The 17,235-nt window shown below is 70.4% G+C and carries 12 protein-coding genes; 3 read left to right on the forward strand and 9 right to left on the reverse strand.

The genetic code is table 11. The features are described 5' to 3' along the window. Positions 1 to 294: 294 nt before the first annotated feature. Positions 295 to 5,007 carry an FtsK/SpoIIIE domain-containing protein gene (locus ABD378_RS04610; RefSeq protein WP_344519080.1) on the forward strand — a complete coding sequence of 1,571 codons (4,713 nt, stop codon included), beginning with the start codon at positions 295 to 297 and terminating at the stop codon, positions 5,005 to 5,007. 492 nt (positions 5,008 to 5,499) lie between these two features. Here the strand turns inward: ABD378_RS04610 and ABD378_RS04615 are convergent, their stop codons facing one another. Both ABD378_RS04615 and ABD378_RS04620 read right to left on the reverse strand, forming a co-directional pair. Continuing rightward, a complete protein-coding gene (locus tag ABD378_RS04615) occupies positions 5,500 to 7,152 on the reverse strand; it encodes a serine/threonine-protein kinase (protein WP_344519081.1) in 1,653 nt (550 codons plus the stop codon). A 124-nt stretch (positions 7,153 to 7,276) separates the two neighbouring features. Beyond that, entirely contained in the window at positions 7,277 to 8,185 is a 909-nt protein-coding gene (locus ABD378_RS04620; protein ID WP_386544279.1) for a menaquinone biosynthetic enzyme MqnA/MqnD family protein, read from the reverse strand. Positions 8,186 to 8,498: 313 nt separating this feature from the next. On the opposite strand from ABD378_RS04620, the gene ABD378_RS04625 reads away from it, so the two are divergent. Next, on the forward strand, positions 8,499 to 8,702 hold the full coding sequence (locus tag ABD378_RS04625; RefSeq protein WP_018528239.1) for a cold-shock protein: 204 nt from the start codon (positions 8,499 to 8,501) through the stop codon (positions 8,700 to 8,702). Positions 8,703 to 8,990: 288 nt separating this feature from the next. Here ABD378_RS04625 and ABD378_RS04630 read toward each other — a convergent pair whose 3' ends face one another. From ABD378_RS04630 to ABD378_RS04655, 6 genes are read right to left on the reverse strand one after another with little or no spacing between them, the layout of a single operon-like run. Beyond that, positions 8,991 to 9,788 carry an ABC transporter ATP-binding protein gene (locus ABD378_RS04630; protein ID WP_344519083.1) on the reverse strand — a complete coding sequence of 266 codons (798 nt, stop codon included), beginning with the start codon at positions 9,786 to 9,788 and terminating at the stop codon, positions 8,991 to 8,993. Then, on the reverse strand, positions 9,788 to 10,756 hold the full coding sequence (locus ABD378_RS04635; RefSeq protein WP_344519084.1) for an ABC transporter ATP-binding protein: 969 nt from the start codon (positions 10,754 to 10,756) through the stop codon (positions 9,788 to 9,790). The genes ABD378_RS04630 and ABD378_RS04635 overlap by 1 nt, the downstream gene beginning before the upstream one ends. Positions 10,757 to 10,759: 3 nt before the next feature. Next, positions 10,760 to 11,617, reverse strand: coding sequence for an ABC transporter permease (locus ABD378_RS04640; RefSeq protein ID WP_344519086.1), 858 nt, complete (start codon positions 11,615 to 11,617; stop codon positions 10,760 to 10,762). Next, the gene (locus ABD378_RS04645; protein ID WP_344519087.1) at positions 11,617 to 12,564 is read right to left on the reverse strand and encodes an ABC transporter permease; all 948 of its coding nucleotides are present in this window, start codon (positions 12,562 to 12,564) and stop codon (positions 11,617 to 11,619) included. Before ABD378_RS04645 ends, ABD378_RS04640 begins: the two co-directional genes overlap by 1 nt. A 9-nt stretch (positions 12,565 to 12,573) precedes the next feature. After that, on the reverse strand, positions 12,574 to 14,244 hold the full coding sequence (locus ABD378_RS04650) for an ABC transporter substrate-binding protein (protein WP_344519089.1): 1,671 nt from the start codon (positions 14,242 to 14,244) through the stop codon (positions 12,574 to 12,576). Continuing rightward, complete coding sequence (locus tag ABD378_RS04655; protein WP_344519090.1) at positions 14,241 to 15,422, reverse strand: C45 family autoproteolytic acyltransferase/hydrolase; 1,182 nt, start codon at positions 15,420 to 15,422, stop codon at positions 14,241 to 14,243. Before ABD378_RS04655 ends, ABD378_RS04650 begins: the two co-directional genes overlap by 4 nt. 120 nt (positions 15,423 to 15,542) lie before the next feature. Here ABD378_RS04655 and ABD378_RS04660 point away from each other — a divergent pair, with 120 nt between their 5' ends. Beyond that, entirely contained in the window at positions 15,543 to 16,463 is a 921-nt protein-coding gene (locus ABD378_RS04660; protein ID WP_344519091.1) for a MurR/RpiR family transcriptional regulator, read from the forward strand. A gap of 80 nt (positions 16,464 to 16,543) precedes the next feature. Here ABD378_RS04660 and ABD378_RS04665 read toward each other — a convergent pair whose 3' ends face one another. Further along, complete coding sequence (locus ABD378_RS04665; RefSeq protein ID WP_344519092.1) at positions 16,544 to 17,161, reverse strand: helix-turn-helix domain-containing protein; 618 nt, start codon at positions 17,159 to 17,161, stop codon at positions 16,544 to 16,546. Positions 17,162 to 17,235: the final 74 nt, after the last annotated feature.

Genomic DNA, 17,235 nt, shown 5'->3' on the forward strand with positions numbered 1-17,235 from the left:
ATCCAACTCGCCGCAGGGCCATCCCCCTTGGCTCCTCAGTGCGGGCCGCTCGAAGGCCGTGCGGCCGTTCGTGCGATCTTCCGCTCTTGGGTCAGCAGCTTACGGGTGGGGCAGAAGTGAGCACACCCCGGTTGAGTCACAGCTCTGCTATGAGCTCGTGCACAGCCCGTTGCCTGCGGGAAGGGTGGAGCGGCTATCGTCACAGGCACTGTGGACAGCCTCACAGGCACTGTGGACCAGCCACTGTGACCGCGTTCCGGAAGTGGTCGCAGCGGGCTGAAGGGGAGGACGATCGTGCGCCTGACTCTGACCGTCGTCGATCCGCTCGGCGGCGCCAACGCCGACGTCGTGCTCGACGCCGATCCTGAGTCCTCCGTGGGGGACATCGCCAAGGAGCTGGCCTCACATGTGGGTTACAGCGGCGGCGACGCCCAGATCATCCCCATCGGCGGGCATCAACTCCAGCCGGGCCCCGGCCAGGGCGGGGCACCGATCGTCTTCGTGGACGGCTACCCCATCGACGCCTCCGCGACGATCGGCACCTCCCCGCTGCGCGAGGGCGCCGTCGTCAGCCTGCACGATCCGGCGGGCTGCCTGCCCGGCGAGCCCACCGGCCTGGTCGAGTTGCGCGTCGCGGGCGGGCCCGTGGCCGGCGCCGTGCACCGCCTCGGGATCGGGCGCTACGACATCGGCAGCGGACCCGCCTCGTACATCCGCATCGATGATCCCGAAGTGCCCGCACGCGCCCTGACGTTGTCAGTTGCAACCGATGGCACCTGCCAAGTCGCCGTACATGGTGATATTGACGACGTAACCCTCGAAGGCAAGCCGTTCGGTGAAATCGAGGAGAGCGGCGAAAAGGACGAGGGCGGCGAGAAAGGGCGCAAGAGGGGTAAGGGGAATAAGGGCAATAAGGGGAGCAAGAGCAATCGGGGCGGCAAGGAAGGGGAAAAGCGCGACAAGGGGGAGTGGCCGCTCGGCGCTCAGATCGCCATCGGCAACACCCTTCTCGAACTCGACCGCTATGCCCCGCCCAATGCCGCTCTGAAGTGGTCCGACGACGGTTCCGGACTCGATTACAACCGGCCTCCCCGACTGCGTCCGCCCGAGCGGCAGACCAAATTCAAGCTGCCCAATACGGTGCGTGATTTCGAGGCCCGGCCGCTGCCCTGGCTGATGGCGCTCACACCGCTGGTCGGCGCCGTCGTCTCGGCGATGATCTTCCAGCGCTGGTACTACCTGATCATGGCGGCGCTCAGCCCGCTCATCCTGTTCGGCAACTACTTCATGGACAAGAAGCACGGGCGCAAGTCCCATGCCAAACAGGTCAAGGAGTACAACGAGCACAAGGAGCGGATCGAGAAGGACGCCCAGGAAGCCCTGGTCGCCGAGCGGCTCGACAAGCGGCAGGCCATCCTCAGCCCGGCGGGGATCCTCTCCCTCAGCACGGGACCGCGTACGCGGCTGTGGGAGCGGCGGCGTACCGACGAGGACCATCTGCTGCTCCGTGTCGGCACCGGGCGGCTCGACTCCGAGGTCGTGCTCGACGACCCCGAGCAGGACGACCACAAGCGCGAGGTCACCTGGAAGATCGAGGACGCGCCCGTCGCGCTCTCGCTGCGCAAGCTCGGCGTCATCGGCATAGCCGGGCCCGGCGACTCCGCCCAGGCCCTCGGCCGTTGGGCGGTCGCGCAGTCCGCGGTGCTGCACAGCCCGCTGGACGTCCAGTTCTACGTACTGACCGAGAACTCCGCGCGCCAGACCTGGGACTGGACGCGCTGGCTGCCGCACTCGCGGCCCTCCGGGGCGCAGGACGCCAACGTACTGATCGGGACGGACGCCGAGACCGTCGGCTCCCGCATCGGTGAGCTGACCCAGATCCTGGCCGCCCGCCAGAAGGCGGCCAAGGAGAACAACAACCGGCAGGGCGGGGCCTCCTTCGGCGACCCCGACATCGTGGTCATCTGGGACGGGTCGCGGCGCCTTCGGTCGATGCCCGGTGTGGTGAAGCTGCTGCGCGAAGGGCCCTCCGTGTCCATGTTCGCGCTCTGCCTCGACGCCGAGGAGCGGTTCCTGCCCGGCGAGTGCCAGGCCATCGTGATCGCCGAGCCGCGGCCCGAGGAGATCAGCCTCCCGGCCCGGCCCGCACCCGGCGGCCGGACGCCCGCCCCGCCCGCCCCCGGCGGCTTCCCCTCCTTCCAGGCCTGGCACTCCAGCGAGGCCGACGACAGCGAGGAGGGCGCCGAGAAGCCCCTTGAGCTGCGGCTGCGCGTCGAGCAGACGGGCGCCGCCCGCATCCGCTCCGTGCGCCCCGACTTCGTGTCCCCCGCCTGGTGCGGACGGCTCGCGCGCGCCCTCTCGCCGCTGCGCGACATCAGCGGCGAGACCGAGGACTCGGCGCTGCCCGGCTCCAGCCGGCTGCTCGACGTGCTCCAGCTGGAGCCGCCGACAGCCGACCAGATCACCGCGCGCTGGCGGATGGGCGGACAGTCGACGATGGCCGTCATCGGTGAGTCGTACGACGGGCCCTTCGGCATCGACATGCGGCGTGACGGGCCGCACGGCCTGATCGCCGGAACGACTGGTTCCGGTAAGTCGGAGCTCCTTCAGACCATCGTGGCGGCGCTTGCCGTCGCCAACACCCCCGAGAACATGACCTTCGTGCTCGTGGACTACAAGGGCGGGTCCGCCTTCAAGGACTGTGTGAAGCTGCCGCACACCGTCGGCATGGTCACCGACCTCGACGCGCACCTCGTGGAGAGGGCCCTGGAGTCGCTGGGCGCCGAGCTCAAGCGGCGTGAGCACATCCTCGCCGCCGCCGACGCGAAGGACATCGAGGACTACCAGGACCTCGTACGCCGCGATCCCTCGCAGCCGCCCGTGCCCCGGCTCCTCATCGTCATCGACGAGTTCGCCTCGATGGTGCGTGACCTGCCCGACTTCGTGACGGGTCTGGTCAACATCGCCCAGCGAGGCCGTTCGCTCGGCATCCACCTGCTCCTCGCCACCCAGCGTCCGAGCGGTGTCGTGTCCCCCGAGATCCGGGCCAACACCAACCTCCGTATCGCCCTGCGCGTGACGGACGGCGCGGAGTCGAGCGACGTCATCGACTCCCCCGAGGCCGGGCACATCGCCAAGAGCACCCCGGGCCGCGCCTACGTCCGCCTCGGCCACGCCTCGCTCGTCCCCTTCCAGTCAGGCCGCGTCGGTGGCCGCAGGCCCGGCGCGGCCGACCCGGCGCTGCTTGCCCCCTGGGCGGGTCCGCTCGGGTGGGAGGACCTGGGCCGTGCCGCGCTTGTGAAGCCCAAGGCAGCGGCGCGCGAGGAGGAGGAGATCACCGACCTCAAGGTCCTCGTGGACGCCGTGCGCGACGCCAATACGACGATGGGCATCCCCGCCCAGCACAGCCCGTGGCTGCCCGCGCTCTCCGAATCGCTGCAGCTCGACGAGATCCCGCTGCCCGCGGCGAGCGACAAGCCGGGCGCGCTGGCCCCCGCTCCGTACGGCCTTGAGGACATCCCGTCCGACCAGGCGCGCCGCCCGGTCGCGGTCAACTTCGACACCTTCGGGCACCTGCTCATCGGCGGCGCCCCGCGCAGTGGCCGCTCGCAGATCCTGCGTACGCTCGCGGGCTCCATCGCCCGTACGCACTCCTCTGCCGACGTCCACCTCTACGGCATCGACTGCGGCAACGGCGCGCTCAACGCGCTGACCCGGCTTCCGCACTGTGGCGCCGTCGTCAGCCGTAACCAGACCGAGCGCGCGGTGCGTCTCGTCACCCGGCTCAAGGGTGAACTGACGCGCCGCCAGGACCTGTTGGCCGACAAGGGCTTCGCCGACATCGGCGAGCAGCGGGCCGCGGTGCCCGAGGAGGAGCGGCTCGCGCACATCGTGGTGCTCCTGGACCGCTGGGAGGGCTGGCTGCCGACCCTCGGCGAGTACGACCACGGTGAGCTGACCGACGAACTGCAGGCGATGATGCGTGAGGGCGCGAGCGTCGGCATCCACCTGGTCATCACCGGTGACCGCCAGGTCCTCATCGGCCGCATGGCCTCGCTCACCGAGGACAAGTACGGCCTGCGGCTCGCCGACCGCTCCGACTTCTCGATGCTCGGCATGAACGCGCGCAAGGTGCCGGAGGAGATTCCGCCGGGGCGCGGCTTCAAGAACGAGCACGGCACGGAGACGCAGTTCGCCCTCCTCGCCGAGGACTCCACCGGCCAGGGCCAGGCCGCGGCGCTCTCCGAGATCGGCGAGGCGGCGGCGGTGCGGGACGCGGACGTGCCGCGCTCGCGCAAGCCGTTCCGGGTGGACAGCCTGCCGAGCCGTATCGGCTTCGCCGACGCCTGGGAGATGCGGGACCCGGACGCCTCGCGCTCCAAGCTGTGGGCCCTCGCGGGCATCGGCGGCGACGACATCATGGGCTTCGGCCCCGACCTGGCGCAGGGCGTGCCTACGTTCGTGGTGGCGGGGCCGGCCAAGTCGGGCCGGAGCACGACGCTGATGAACATCGCGCGGTCGTACCTGACGCAGGGCGTACGTCTCGTGATCGCCGCTCCGAGGCCGTCGCCTCTGCGTGAACTGGACGGCCAGGAAGGCGTGCTGAAGGTCTTCAAGGACGACGACATCGAGAGCGACGACTTCAAGGAAGTCGTCGAGTCGGCGTCACCGGAGGACCCGATCGTGTGGATCATCGACGACGGCGAGGTCCTGGAGGACTGCGACGCCGAGCGCGAGTTCAAGCGCCTGGTGCAGCGTGGCTCCGAGCGAGGCCTCGGGCTTGTCATCGGTGGCGACGAGGAGGAGGTGTGCGGGGGCTTCTCCGGCTGGCAGGTCGAGGCGAAGAAGGGCCGACGCGGCATCCTGCTCTCGCCGCAGGACTCGTCGAGCGGCGAACTGATCGGCATCCGCACGACCCGGAGCATGGTCGGCGGCCCGATCGCACCGGGCAAGGGCCTCCTGCACACGGGCAGCGGGGAGCCGGTGACTGTTACTACGCCTATGTGATGGATGCGGGCCCGGTGCCGGGGGCTGGGGCTGGGGCGGTCTTGGTCCGTCTTGGGGGCGGGGCCGCGCCGGTATGTCCGTCCTCGCTATCGTCCGGTGGCCGCTTTGGTACTTCGGGTCCGGAGCGCCGCGAGCCGTGCTCCGGGCGGACATACCGGCCCGTCCCCTCGCGAGCGCTGCCGACTGCGGGTGCGTGGGTCCCGGGCGCCTGTCGGCGGGACGTCGCACCTGTCGACGCCAACCGCCCCCAACCCGCACGCCCCACCCCACCGTGGCCTGGACGTTCCCACCTACCCTGGCCTTGACGTTCCCCACCCACCCTGGCCTAGACGTCCCCCACCCACCCGGTGTGCACGTTCCCCACCCACCCCGAGCCTGGACGTTCCCCACCCACCCCCATCCGTACGGACAACCCACCCACCCCCTGCCACTGCGGGGTGAACGGGTGGGTGGGTGGGAGAGGTTTGTTCGGGGAGAGGGAGGTGTGGGGGGTCAGTTCAGGCGGGAGAGGGTGGCCTCGGGGTTGCCGGACTTCTCGTTCTCCGAGAGGTAGAGGAGGTTGTTGCCCTTTGGGCGGAGCCGCACCGTGTGGGTGTTCTTCGTGCACTGTGCCGCGCTGTCCGCCTGCCCCTTGCCCCGCGCCACGATCTCCTTCTCCGATACCGACTTCAGGGTGAGGTCCACCGCGCAGACCCCGCCCAGTTGGTCGGTCTGGGTCATGACCGCGAAGCGTTCGCCCACCTTGCCCCGCTCGACCTTGAGTCGGAACGTCCCCATCGGGACCGCTCCGTTCGCCGCCACCGCCTGGCCTTCCCACGTGCCGCGGTACGAGGCGGGGACCTCGCCGCCGCCCTGGTCCGCGCCGTCACCGGGCTGCTGCTCGCTCGCGCTCGCCGCGGGCGGCCGCTTCTGCGCGTCGCTCGAACCGTCTTCGTTCCCCGGGAGCAGTCCCAGCACGAAGACGGACCCGACCGTCACCGCGGCCAGCGCGCCCGCCACCCCCAGGACGAGCGTGCAACTGACCTTGCGGCCCCGCCCGTCCGCGCCACTGGGCGTGGAGTCCGCGGCGACCGAGACGGTCACGCGGCCGGGCGGTGGCGGTCCTGAGGGTGCTGATGTCTGTGTGGGGACGTACGCAGGGGGAGGGGAGGAAGGTGCGTATGACGGGTCCGGGGGGCCGAAGGTGCCGCTACCGCTCGACGCGTCGAACGGCACCGGGCCCGACGGCTGTTCCGCCACCCCGGCCCCGTGCGTCTCCAGGTCCAGGAGCCGCACCGCGCTCCTGGAGACTCTCTCCACCAGCGGACCCGGCAGCCAACCTGCCGCCACAAGCTCGTCCGCACCCGACGGCGCCAGCCGACGCGCGATCTCCTCCGGAGCCGGGCGCGCGGCAGCCTCCTTGGCCAGGCACTGCTGTGCGAGGTCGCGCAGATCGCCGTCCAGCGCGCCAAGTTCCGGCTCCTCGTGCACGACCTTGTAGAGCAGCGAGGCCGACGAATCACCCGGGAACGGCCCCGCCCCCGTCGCCGCGAAGACGAGTACGGCTCCCAGCGAGAAGACGTCCGCCGAACCGGCGACGCCCTTGCCGAGGATCTGCTCCGGCGACATGTAGCCGGGCGAACCGACGGAGACACCCGTCGACGTGAGCGAGGCCGTGCCATCCGTCGCCCGTGCGATGCCGAAGTCGATGAGCCGCGGACCGTCCATCGTGAGCATGACGTTCGACGGCTTGACGTCGCGGTGCACGAGGCCGAGGCCGTGTACGTGCGTCAGCGCCTCGGCAAGGCCCGCGACCATCACCCGTACGGAATGAGCCGGGAGGGGGGACTGGTTGCGTACCGCATCGGCCAGGGAAGGACCCGCCGCGTACCCCGTGGCCACCCACGGGACGGCCGCCTCCGGGTCGGCGTCGAGGACCGGCGCCGTCCAGTCGCCGCCCACCCGCCGCGCCGCGTCCACCTCGCGCCGGAAGCGGGCGCGGAACTCCTCGTCGAGGGCGAAGTGCGGATGGACGACCTTCACCGCGACCGTACGGCCGCCCGAACTGCGCCCCAGGTAGACCCGGCCCATGCCGCCCGAGCCCAGTCGGCCGAGCAGCCGGTAGGGCCCGATGGCGGTCGGTTCGCCGGGATCGAGCGGGTGCATGACGAAGGCCTCCCCCGGACGCGCCGCACGGCCGCGGCCACACGGGCCGCTGGCATTGTCTGCAGCTCAGCGTAGTCCGCGCGCACGACCCGTGGCCCCGGCATGCCCCACCGCACATCGCGTACTACGGATGCGACCCCAGCAGCTCCACCCGCACGTCCGCGGGGAAGCCCGTCGTCTCCCCCACCCGGCGCGCGAACTCCGCGACGCCCTCCAACTGCGCGCTCCCGAACCGGAAGTCCAGCGTCGTGAAGTACCGCTCGAGGACGGCCGCGTCGAAGGCCTCCCAGCGCGCGGCCTGCTCGGAGACCTTGCCGACCTCCTCGAGGGAGAGGTCGCGCGAGGCGAGGAACGCCTTGTGCACCGCGTGCACGACGGCGGGCTCGCGCTCCACGTAGTCCCGCCGGGCCGCCCAGACCGCGAAGACGAACGGCAGACCCGTCCAGTCCTTCCACATCTGGCCCAGGTCGTACACGTCCAGACCGAGCCGCGGCCCGTCGATCAGGTTGGCCCGCAGCGCCGCGTCCCCGATGAGCACGGCGGCGTCCGCCTCCTGCATCATCAGGCCGAGGTCGGGCGGGCACGTGTAGTAGTCGGGCCGCACGCCGTGGCGCTCGGCGAGCAGCAGCTGCGCCAGGCGCACGGAGGTGCGCGAGGTCGAGCCGAGCGCGACCCTGGCGCCGTCCAGCTGGTCGAGGGGGACCTGCGAGACGATCACGCAGGACATCACGGGGCCGTCGCAGCCGACCGCGAGGTCGGGGAAAGCGACGAGATCGTCGGCGTTCTTGAGGAACTCGACGAGGGTGACGGGCGCGATATCGAGATCGCCGCGCACCAGCTGCTCACTGAGCTTCTCAGGGGTGTCCTTCGTCAGCTCGAAGTCGAGCAGCGTTCCGGTCCGTGCGAGCCCCCAGTACAGAGGCATGCAGTTCAGGAACTGAATGTGACCGACACGCGGCCTGGGGGTGCGACGGGGGCCGGGGAGCTGATCAGAGCCCGCCCCGGCAACGGTGTCAACGGGAGAATTGTCCACATCGGGGAGGCTAGCCCCCTTGCGGTACGGTGCAGAAAGCGGGGCCCCCGATCCCGTCCTTGTCAAGAGCTTTCGACCTGGTACGTCAACCCCTCTGGGGGGTCCGTCAAACATCCGGGTGACGTGATCTAGCCCCCTATTGCATTCCGCTGCCTGCGTGCTAAGCTCGCCGCAAGTTGCAGTTTGGTTTCCCTTGCAGTACAGAGCCTGCGGAGCATGTGACCCGCAGGCTCTCGTCGTTTTCAGACTTATGCAGTTGTTTCAACAATCGCAGGTTCTGGAGCAGGGCAACCCTTTGGCCCAAGGAGGGCTTATGGCTACCGGAACCGTGAAGTGGTTCAACGCCGAAAAGGGCTTTGGATTCATCGCCCAGGAAGGCGGAGGCCCCGACGTCTTCGTCCACTACTCCGCGATCAACGCGAACGGCTTCCGCTCCCTTGAGGAGAACCAGGCCGTGAGCTTCGACGTCACGCAGGGCCCGAAGGGTCCGCAGGCGGAGAACGTCACCCCCCAGTAGTGGGGCACCCCATGCAGATGGGGTGTGTGACAGTTCCGGTGACTTGATCCGGACATGGATAGCAGTACCCAAGGAGCCCTGCCTCCCCGCGTGAGCGGGAAGGCGGGGCTCCTGCCTTTTTCTGGCCCCTGGGCCTTGGGGGCTCTTTTCTCTGCGGGTGGGTGGGGGCTGGGCGCGCAGTTCCCCGCGCCCCTAACGGGTGCGGGTGGGTGGGGGCTGGCGCGCAGTTCCCCGCGCCCCTAACGGGTGCCGGTGGGTGGGGGCTGGGCGCGCAGTTCCCCGCGCCCCTTACGGGGCGCTGATCGCGTCCTGGGGGTTCCAGCCCTCTCTTGGGACCGAGGCCAGGAGCAGGGTTGTGTACGGGTTCTCCGGCGCCGCCAGGACCCGTTCGGTCGGGCCCTGTTCCACCACCTTTCCCCGGCGCATCACCAGGACCTCGTCGGTGATGTGCTGGACGACAGCCAGGTCGTGGCTGACGAAGACCAGGGCCACCCCGGTGTCCCGGCGGATCTCGCCGAGCAGTTGGAGGATCTGGGCCTGGATCGACACGTCCAGGGCAGCCACCGCCTCGTCCAGGACGAGCACTTGGGGGTCCACCGCAAGCGCCCTCGCGATGGCCAGGCGTTGGCGCTGGCCGCCGGAGAGTTCGCGGGGGCGGGCGCCGGCCTCGCGGGCGCCGAGGCCCACCTGGTCCAGGAGCCCTGCCGCCAGCTTCTCGTCCCTGCCGTGCAGGGCCAGGGCCGTGCTCAGGCACTGGGTGGAGGTGAGGCGGGGGTCCAGGGAGAGGTAGGGGTCCTGGAAGACCATCTGGATCTCCCTGGCCCTGGCCAGGCGTGCGGTTCGCTTTCGGGGCGTACGGGCCTCGCGGGGGCGGTCATTCACCGTCACCGTGCCGGAGTCCTGGCGGGCCAGGCCCACCAGCATGCGGGCCACTGTCGTCTTGCCCGAGCCCGATTCGCCCACAATGCCTATGGCGCCGCCCGGTTGGACCGTGAACGTCACGTTGTCGGCCGCCTGGTGGCGGCCGCCGCCCGGCAGCGGGTAGCTCTTGCTGAGGCCGGTTACCGCCAGCAGGTCCTGGGGCATCAGTGGTTCACCTCTGTTGTATCGGTACCCGGCATCTTGGGCACAACGGGTACGACGACAGGACAGGCCGCCGTTCCTCCGTCAGGGAGGTCCAGTTGCTCCGGCTCCCACGTTTCGCACGACTCCTCCGACTCCCCGCACCGCGACACGAACGGGCAGCCCGTGAACGTGTCCGACAGGGACGGGGGACGGCCCGGGATCGGGTGGAGGGTGTGGGTCGTGTCGCCCAGGGTGGGCGAGCAGGAGAGCAGGCCCCTTGTGTAGGGGTGTGCCGGGGTGTCGAAGAGGGCCTTCGCCGAGCGCTGTTCCACCACACGGCCCGCGTACATGACGTATACGCGGTCGCAGTACGCCGCTGCCAGGTGCAGGTCGTGGGTGATGAAGAGCAGGCCCAGGTCCCGGGTGGCGCGGAGTTGGCGCAGGAGGGCCAGGATCTCCGCCTGCGTCGTGACGTCGAGCGCGCTGGTCGCCTCGTCCGCCAGGAGCAGGCTCGGCTCGGCCGCGAGCGCGCCCGCGATGACGACGCGTTGCAGCATGCCGCCGGAGAGTTCGTGCGGGCGCTGGCGTACGCGGTGTTCGGGGTCCGAGAGGCCGACGGCGTCCAGGAGCTCGACCGCTCGTTCGCGCGTCGCTCCCCTCTCGACCAGGAAGTCGCCGATGCGGCGCACCGGGTTGAGGGCGGCGCGGGGGTCCTGGTGGACCATGGCCACCGTCCGCGCGCGGTGTGTGCGCAGGGACTCGCCCGTGAGGGTGAGGACTTCGGTGCCGTTCACGTGGACGGAGCCCGACGTCACCGCCCCCGTCGGAAGCAGGCCGAGCGCCGCCTTCGCCGTGGTCGACTTGCCCGACCCCGACTCGCCGACCAGGCCGACGACTTCGCCGGGCCGCACGGTGAGGGACACCGAATCCAGGAGCGGCCGCGCCGCGCCCGGAATCCGCAGGGTGAGGTCTTCGATCTCGAGCAGCATGGGTCACTGCCTCCCTAGCCGGTCGGCGGCCCAGACCCCGACCACGTTGAAGGACACGACGACCAGGGCGATGGCCGTGCCCGGGACGAGAGCCGGGAGCAGTGCGCCCTGGACCACGGCCGCCTGTCCCTCCTGCACCATCAACCCCCAGTCGGATGACGGTGGTTGGGCGCCGAAGCCCAGGTACGAGAGGGTCGCGAGCGACATGAGGGCTTCCCCGAAAAGCACCACCAGGTAGCCGAGGATCGCGCGGCCCAGGTTCGGCACCAGGTGCGCGACGCAGATCCGTGCGCCGCCCATCCCCTGCACCCGGTAGGCGTCGACGTACGGCTTGCGGGCCTCCGAAAGGGCCAGCGAGCGCACGTACTTGGCGATCGTGGGGGTGAAGGCGAGGCCCAGTGCCAGTACCGATGTCGTCATCCCGGCGCCGAAGACGGCGATGATCAGGACGGTGAACAGCAGGCCGGGGAAGGCGTACATCACGTCCGTGATCCGCGAGACCAGCGCGTCCACCCATCCCCCGCGCCAGGCGGCGAGCACCCCGAGTGTGACGCCGAGTACGGCGGCGACGGCGAGGAGCAGGATCGGCGCGATCAGGCTGGTGCGGGTTCCGTACAGCGCGCGTGACAGCAGGTCCTGGCCGGACGAGTCCGTGCCGAGGAGGTGGTCGCCCGATGTCCCGACCAGTGAGGCCGAGAGGTCGATGGTGTCCGGGGCGTAGGGCGCGAGCAGCGGGGCGAACACCGCTGCCAGTACGACCAGACCGAGCAGGCCCGCGGCCACCATCACCCCGACGGGGCGCCGGCGGCGTACGACCAAGGGCGCGAGCGCCACAGCGTTGGCAGTAGAAGCGGAAGCCATCAGGAACGTGCCTCCTTCACGCGCGGGTCGAGCAGCGGGTGGACCACGTCCACCAGCGTCGTCACCACGATGTAGCCGGTGACCATGAGCAGCAGGACCGCCTGCGCCACCGGGAAGTCATGCGTATTGATCGCGCCCACGAGGAGCGAACCGATGCCGCTGATGCCGAAAGCCGTCTCCACGACCACCGTGCCCGCCAGCATTCCCGCCATGACGAGTCCGCACATGGTGATGATCGGCCCGAGGGCGTTGCGCAGGACGTGCCGCCGGATGATGTCCCGCTCCGGGACGCCTGACGCTCGCGCCGCTTCCACGTGGTCCGACGCGGCGGCGTCCGCCATCGCCTGCCGGGTGACCCGGCTGATGATGGCCAGCGCGCCGAGCGCAAGGGACAGGGCGGGGAGGGTCAGGTGGTGCAGGGTGCCGCCGAAGCCCTCTCCGGAGCCCGAGACCGGGAACCACCCCAGCTGCACGCCGAAGAGCGAGACCAGGGCGATGGCCGCCACGAACGAAGGGACCGACGCCGCGAGCGTCGTGCCGCCCACCACCGCCGAGTCGACCCACGTGGATCGCTTCACGGCGGCCAGGATTCCGGCTCCGACGCCCAGGACGACGAACAACACCGTGGCGTACGCGACGAGTTGGAGCGTGGTCGGGAAGCGGGCCGTCACCAGGTCCGCCACCTGGTCGCTGTACTTGAAGGAGCGCCCCAGGTCGAAGTGGACGCAGTCCCACAGCCACCGGCCGTACTGGACCACCAGCGGCTCGTCCAGGTGGTACTGCGAGCGGACCTGGGCCAGGCGCTCCGGCGTCAGCTTGTCCCTGCCGCCCGCGAGGAACACCGCCGGGTCGCCCGGAGCCGCGTACACGGCGGCGAAGATGACGAAGGAGGCGGCGAAGAGGGTGGCGAGGAGACCCGCGAGCCGACGTGAGATCCGAGCGAGCACGACCCTCACCTAGCCTTTCTTCAGGCCGAGTTCAGCGGCCCACGGGTAGTAGAGATAGGCCTGCGAGGCCGGGGGCCCGGTCAGCTTGTCGGAGACGACGAGCGCCGATGGGACCTGCGCGACCGAGATCCAGACCCCCGCGTCCACGAACCTCTTCTGTACGTCGATCGCGAGCTCGGCCCGCTTCGCGTCGTCCAGGGTGCTCAGCGCCTGACGGACCTTCTTGTCGTACGTGGCGTCCTTGAAGCCCACCCAGTTGTTCGGGGAGTCGGAGAGGCCGTTGTCGTAGAAGCCCATGGGGTCGGCCTTGGAGATGTACCAGTCGCCGACCAGCACATCGATGTCGGCCCGCGCCGCCGGATCGCTGTAGAACTCCTCGAACTGGGCCGTGGGCACCGTCTTGATCTGCCCCTTGAGGCCGATCCGCTGGAGCGCGGAGCGCACCGCGTTCGCGACGACCGTGCGGCCCTGGCTGCTGTCCGTGCCGATCACGATGGGGTCGGTGGGTGCGCCCGCCTCCTTCACGAGATCCTTGGCCTTGGCCAGGTCGTCGGCGGTCGGGGTGGCGGGTGCGGCGACGTCCAACTCCTTCTGTGCGGCGGCGAATTCGGGCTTCTCGTATCCCCACGCGCCCGAGCCGACCGGTGTGGCCCACGGCTGGACGAGACCGCCGTATCCCGACTTCGCGATTCCCGTCCGGTCGATCGCGAGGGACAGGGCCCGCCGGATCTGCGGGTCCTTCAGGCCGCCGCGGGCCGTCGGGATCAGCACGAGCGAGGCGGTGGACGGGCCGTAGTGCTGGTCGAGCCCCTTGCTGGTGCGCAGGGCGGACGCGGTGTTGGGGGATTCCGCGTACGTCCCGTCGGCGGCGCCCGTCTTCAGGGCGTTGACCAGGGCGCTGTCGGAGGCCCAGCGGAAGGCGACCTGCCGGGTCAGCGGCTTCTTGCCCCAGTAGCCGCCGTACGCCTCGATGGTGATCGAGTCGCCGGACTTCCAGCCCTTGAGCTCGTACGGGCCGCTGCACGCGTCGCCCTGTCCAGGGGTGCCGAAGTCCTTGCCCGCGGAGGTCACTTGCTCCTTGTTCCAGACGATGCCCGCGTCGCCGGCGAGTGCCTTCGTGAAGAGCGCGTCGGGAGACTTGAAGCGGATGGTGATCTCGCGGTCGCCCGTCTTCTTCATGGACTTGACGTTGCCGAACTCGTCGGCCTGCTCCATGTCCGGATCGGCGTGCCGCTTCAGCGACCACAGCACGTCGTCCGCGGTCAGCTTCGACCCGTCATGGAAGGTGACGCCGTCCCTGACGGTCAGGACGAGGGTCTTGTCGTCGGGGGCATCGGCCTTCTCGGCGAGGAAGGGCTTCGTCGTCATGTCGGGCTGCAGTTGGTACAGCCGCTCGCAGACGTTCGTCAGGACGACTCGGCCCGCGCTGGTTCCCTGGGTGTCGAGGTCGAGGGAGTCCGGCTCGTCCTCCAGGAGCCAGTTCGCCTTGTCCAGCGTGCCCTTGGCGGCGGCGGTCGTCGCGCTCAGCTTCAGCTTCGCGGCGTCGGCGGGCTTGCCGCCGGTGGCTGCCGTGTCGGCGCCGCTGCATCCGGCGGTGGTGACGAGGAGCGTGACCGCGGCGAGTCCGGCGACCACCGGCCGCCGCCCCTGGCCCTTTTGCGTACCGGTAGTGGTCGTCATCTGTTGTCTCCGTACGGGCCGTCGTAGAGGTTCCAGGGCATGTGCTGGTAGTCGCGGTCGCAGGGGGTGCCCGCGGTGACGTGGTAGTCGCCGCTGGTCAGGTCCACGCAGGAGGAGACGAGCGTCATCCAGTGCTTGACCTCTGGCTTGCGCGGGTCGGGGTGGGTGCAGAGCCCCTCGGGGTGGCCGAGGTGGTCGGACATGGCCTGCTTGATCAGCTTGCGCGACTCGTCCGCGCCGGTGGAGGAGCGCAGGGCCCTGAGGCCCTGTTCCGCGCGGGGGACGCGGACGAGCGAATCCGACGACATGGGGCGGTAGTTGGCGACGATCGCGGCCGGGATGCCCGCCTGGTAGTGATTGCCGTGCACGAGGAGGCCGTCGGTGGGGTACATCCAGCCGTGCCCGGCGGGTGTCGTCTCCAGGTCGACGGCGAAGCCCTCGCGGCAGGTGAGGAGGGCGTTGGAGGCGATGTGCGCGCGGGTGCGGCAGAGCACTTCGAGGGCGTCGGTGATGGTGTGCTGGTCCAGGACGCTGCGGCGTACGACGGTCTGGGGGAGGCCGATCGCGTCGCTGAAGCGCCCGCCGAGGCCGTTCGCGTTGAGCGCGATGCCCGCCGAGTTGGCGCCCTGGCGGCCGATCTGGCCCGCCTCGACCTGCATGATCAGGGTCGGGTGCGGGGGCTGGACGACGCGCAGCATGACGACGGTGTCGGCGACCCCGGCCCGCCAGTCCCAGTTCTGCCCCGCCCAGACATGGCCGTCCCCGCTGGCCTCTCCGTACGCGGCGAAGGAGGTGCAGCCCTCGGCGGGCTCCTCGTCCTTGGCTTTCATCGCGGCGAAGGAGCGGTCGTAGATGACCTCGCCGCGGGCGTTGAGGGCGAGGATGTCGTTGAGGTCCACTCCGGCGCCTTCGGCGATGCCGCGCATCTCCTCCAGGAGGTGGGGAGCGTAGTCGCGGACGGGCTCCAGCCAGCGGGCGGCGCGGGTGGTGACCTCGTTCCAGGTCAGGCCCGACGACTGGCCGAACGCCTCCTCGTAGTAGGCGAGGGCGGCGTGCAGCTGGGGGCGGACGGCTTCGCCGTACTGGTGGCCGCGCTCGACGGAGGTGCCGGATATCTCGATGAGCGGGAGGGAACGTTCGGAGCGTTCGGGGGCGGCGGGGGCGGTGCGGGGTGCCATTCTTCTCCTCGCGGCGGAGAGCTTCCGTCAACCGTCCTGTAACGTCGATTGCAGGAATCTCTCCTTTTGGAATGCGTTGCCAGGAGAGTAACGGCCATCACACGAGAGTCAATAGCTGTAATGGAAATTTCAGAGGATCAGACGGGGTCGGCCGCGGCAGGCGGGGCGGGGCTCGCACGGCTGCGGGCCGCGGTGCGCGACCAGTGGGAGACGCTCTCGACGTCCGAGCGCGCCGTCGCCCAGTACCTGGTCAGCGCCCCCGTCGAGGCGCTGCTCTTCGCCGGCGCCCAGGAGCTGGGCACGGCGAGCGGCACCAGCAACGCGACGGTCGTCCGCGCCCTGCAGCGCCTCGGCTACGCGGGGCTGCCCGCGCTCAAGCGGGAGCTGACGTCGGACTTCACGTCGGCGGTGCCGCCCGAGGTGCGCCTGCAGCAGCGCATCGCGCACGTGGGCCGGGACCTGGACGGCATCTGGGGCGACGTCTTCGACGAGGCCCAGGAGCGCATCGAGCACGCGCGGCGCCTGACGCCGGGCGATGCGCTGCGCGACGCGGTGGGGTTCCTCGCCCAGGCCGCGGAGATCCACTGCTACGGCATCGCGGCATCCGAACTCGCCGCACGGCACCTGGCGTTGGCGCTCGGCAGGATCGGCCGCCGGGCCCGCTACTTCGGGGACACCGGGTTCGCCCTCGCCGACCGTCTGCTCGCCGTGCGGCAGGGCGACGTGGTGGTGATCTTCCAGCCGGGGCGTGCGCTGACCGAACTGACGGTCCTGATAGAGCGGGCCCGGGCGGTGGGGGCGCGGGTCATCCTGGTCACCGACGAGCTGGCGGAGCTGTACGGATCACGGGTGGACGCGGTCCTGACGGCACCGCATACGCCTACCGGCATCACGACCGAAGCCTTGACCGCCCTTGTCGTGGCGGACGCGCTGCTTCTCGCTCTGGCCACGCTGGACGAGGCCCTCGCGGTGGAGACATCACATCAACTGACGGCCCTGCGCGAGCAGTTGCTGGCCTCTAGGCCTCGGAAGGGGACGTAGCCGGGCTCCTCCTCGACCGCGGCGCCGTCGTGGCTGGTCGCGCAGTTCCCCGCGCCCCTACGGGGGCACGGCCGAGCGGTCTAGTTGTGCTGCATGACCAGGACGAACGTCGTGCCCGGATCCAGCGCCTCGTAGAGATGCGGGACGTCTCCCCGGTACGACATGTAGTCACCGGCGGACAGCTCCACCGTCGCATCGCTGGGGCCCGCGAGAAGCCGTCCCGTGGAGACGATCAGGTGCTCCACGGTCCCAGGAATGTGCGCGTCCGACTCGCGCGCGGAGCCGGGGTCCACCGTGATGCGGTAGATGTCACGCCGCACGCCAGCGGGCCCGGAGGAGAGCAACGTCCCCGTGTACGAGGCCTGTTCGGCCTCCACAGTCGGCCCCTCCCCCGCCCGGATCACCGTCACGGCGGGGGCCGGTGACTCCACGAGCACGCTGAACGGCACACCGAGCGCCACGGCGAGGGCCCACAGCGTCTCGATGCCGGGATTGCCGGTGGCCGCCTCCAGCTGGGAGAGCGTCGACTTCGCGATCCCGGCCCGCTTGGCCAGCTCGGAGAGCGAGATCCCGACCTTGGCACGCTCACGCCGCAGAGCGGCGGCGACCCATTCGCGAGGCAGGCGGGAGGGGGTGGGGGCACCCGCCGCCTGCCCTTCGCCCGCGCCCACGCTCTCGTCGGCCCTGTCCGGCGTCATGTCCCGAGCTCCCTCGCCCCTCAGCTGTCGTTTGACGTAGCGAACACATCGTTCGGCTTGACGAACGTTCGTCA

The organism is Streptomyces rectiviolaceus, assembly GCF_039533825.1.
GTDB lineage: Bacteria > Actinomycetota > Actinomycetes > Streptomycetales > Streptomycetaceae > Streptomyces > Streptomyces rectiviolaceus.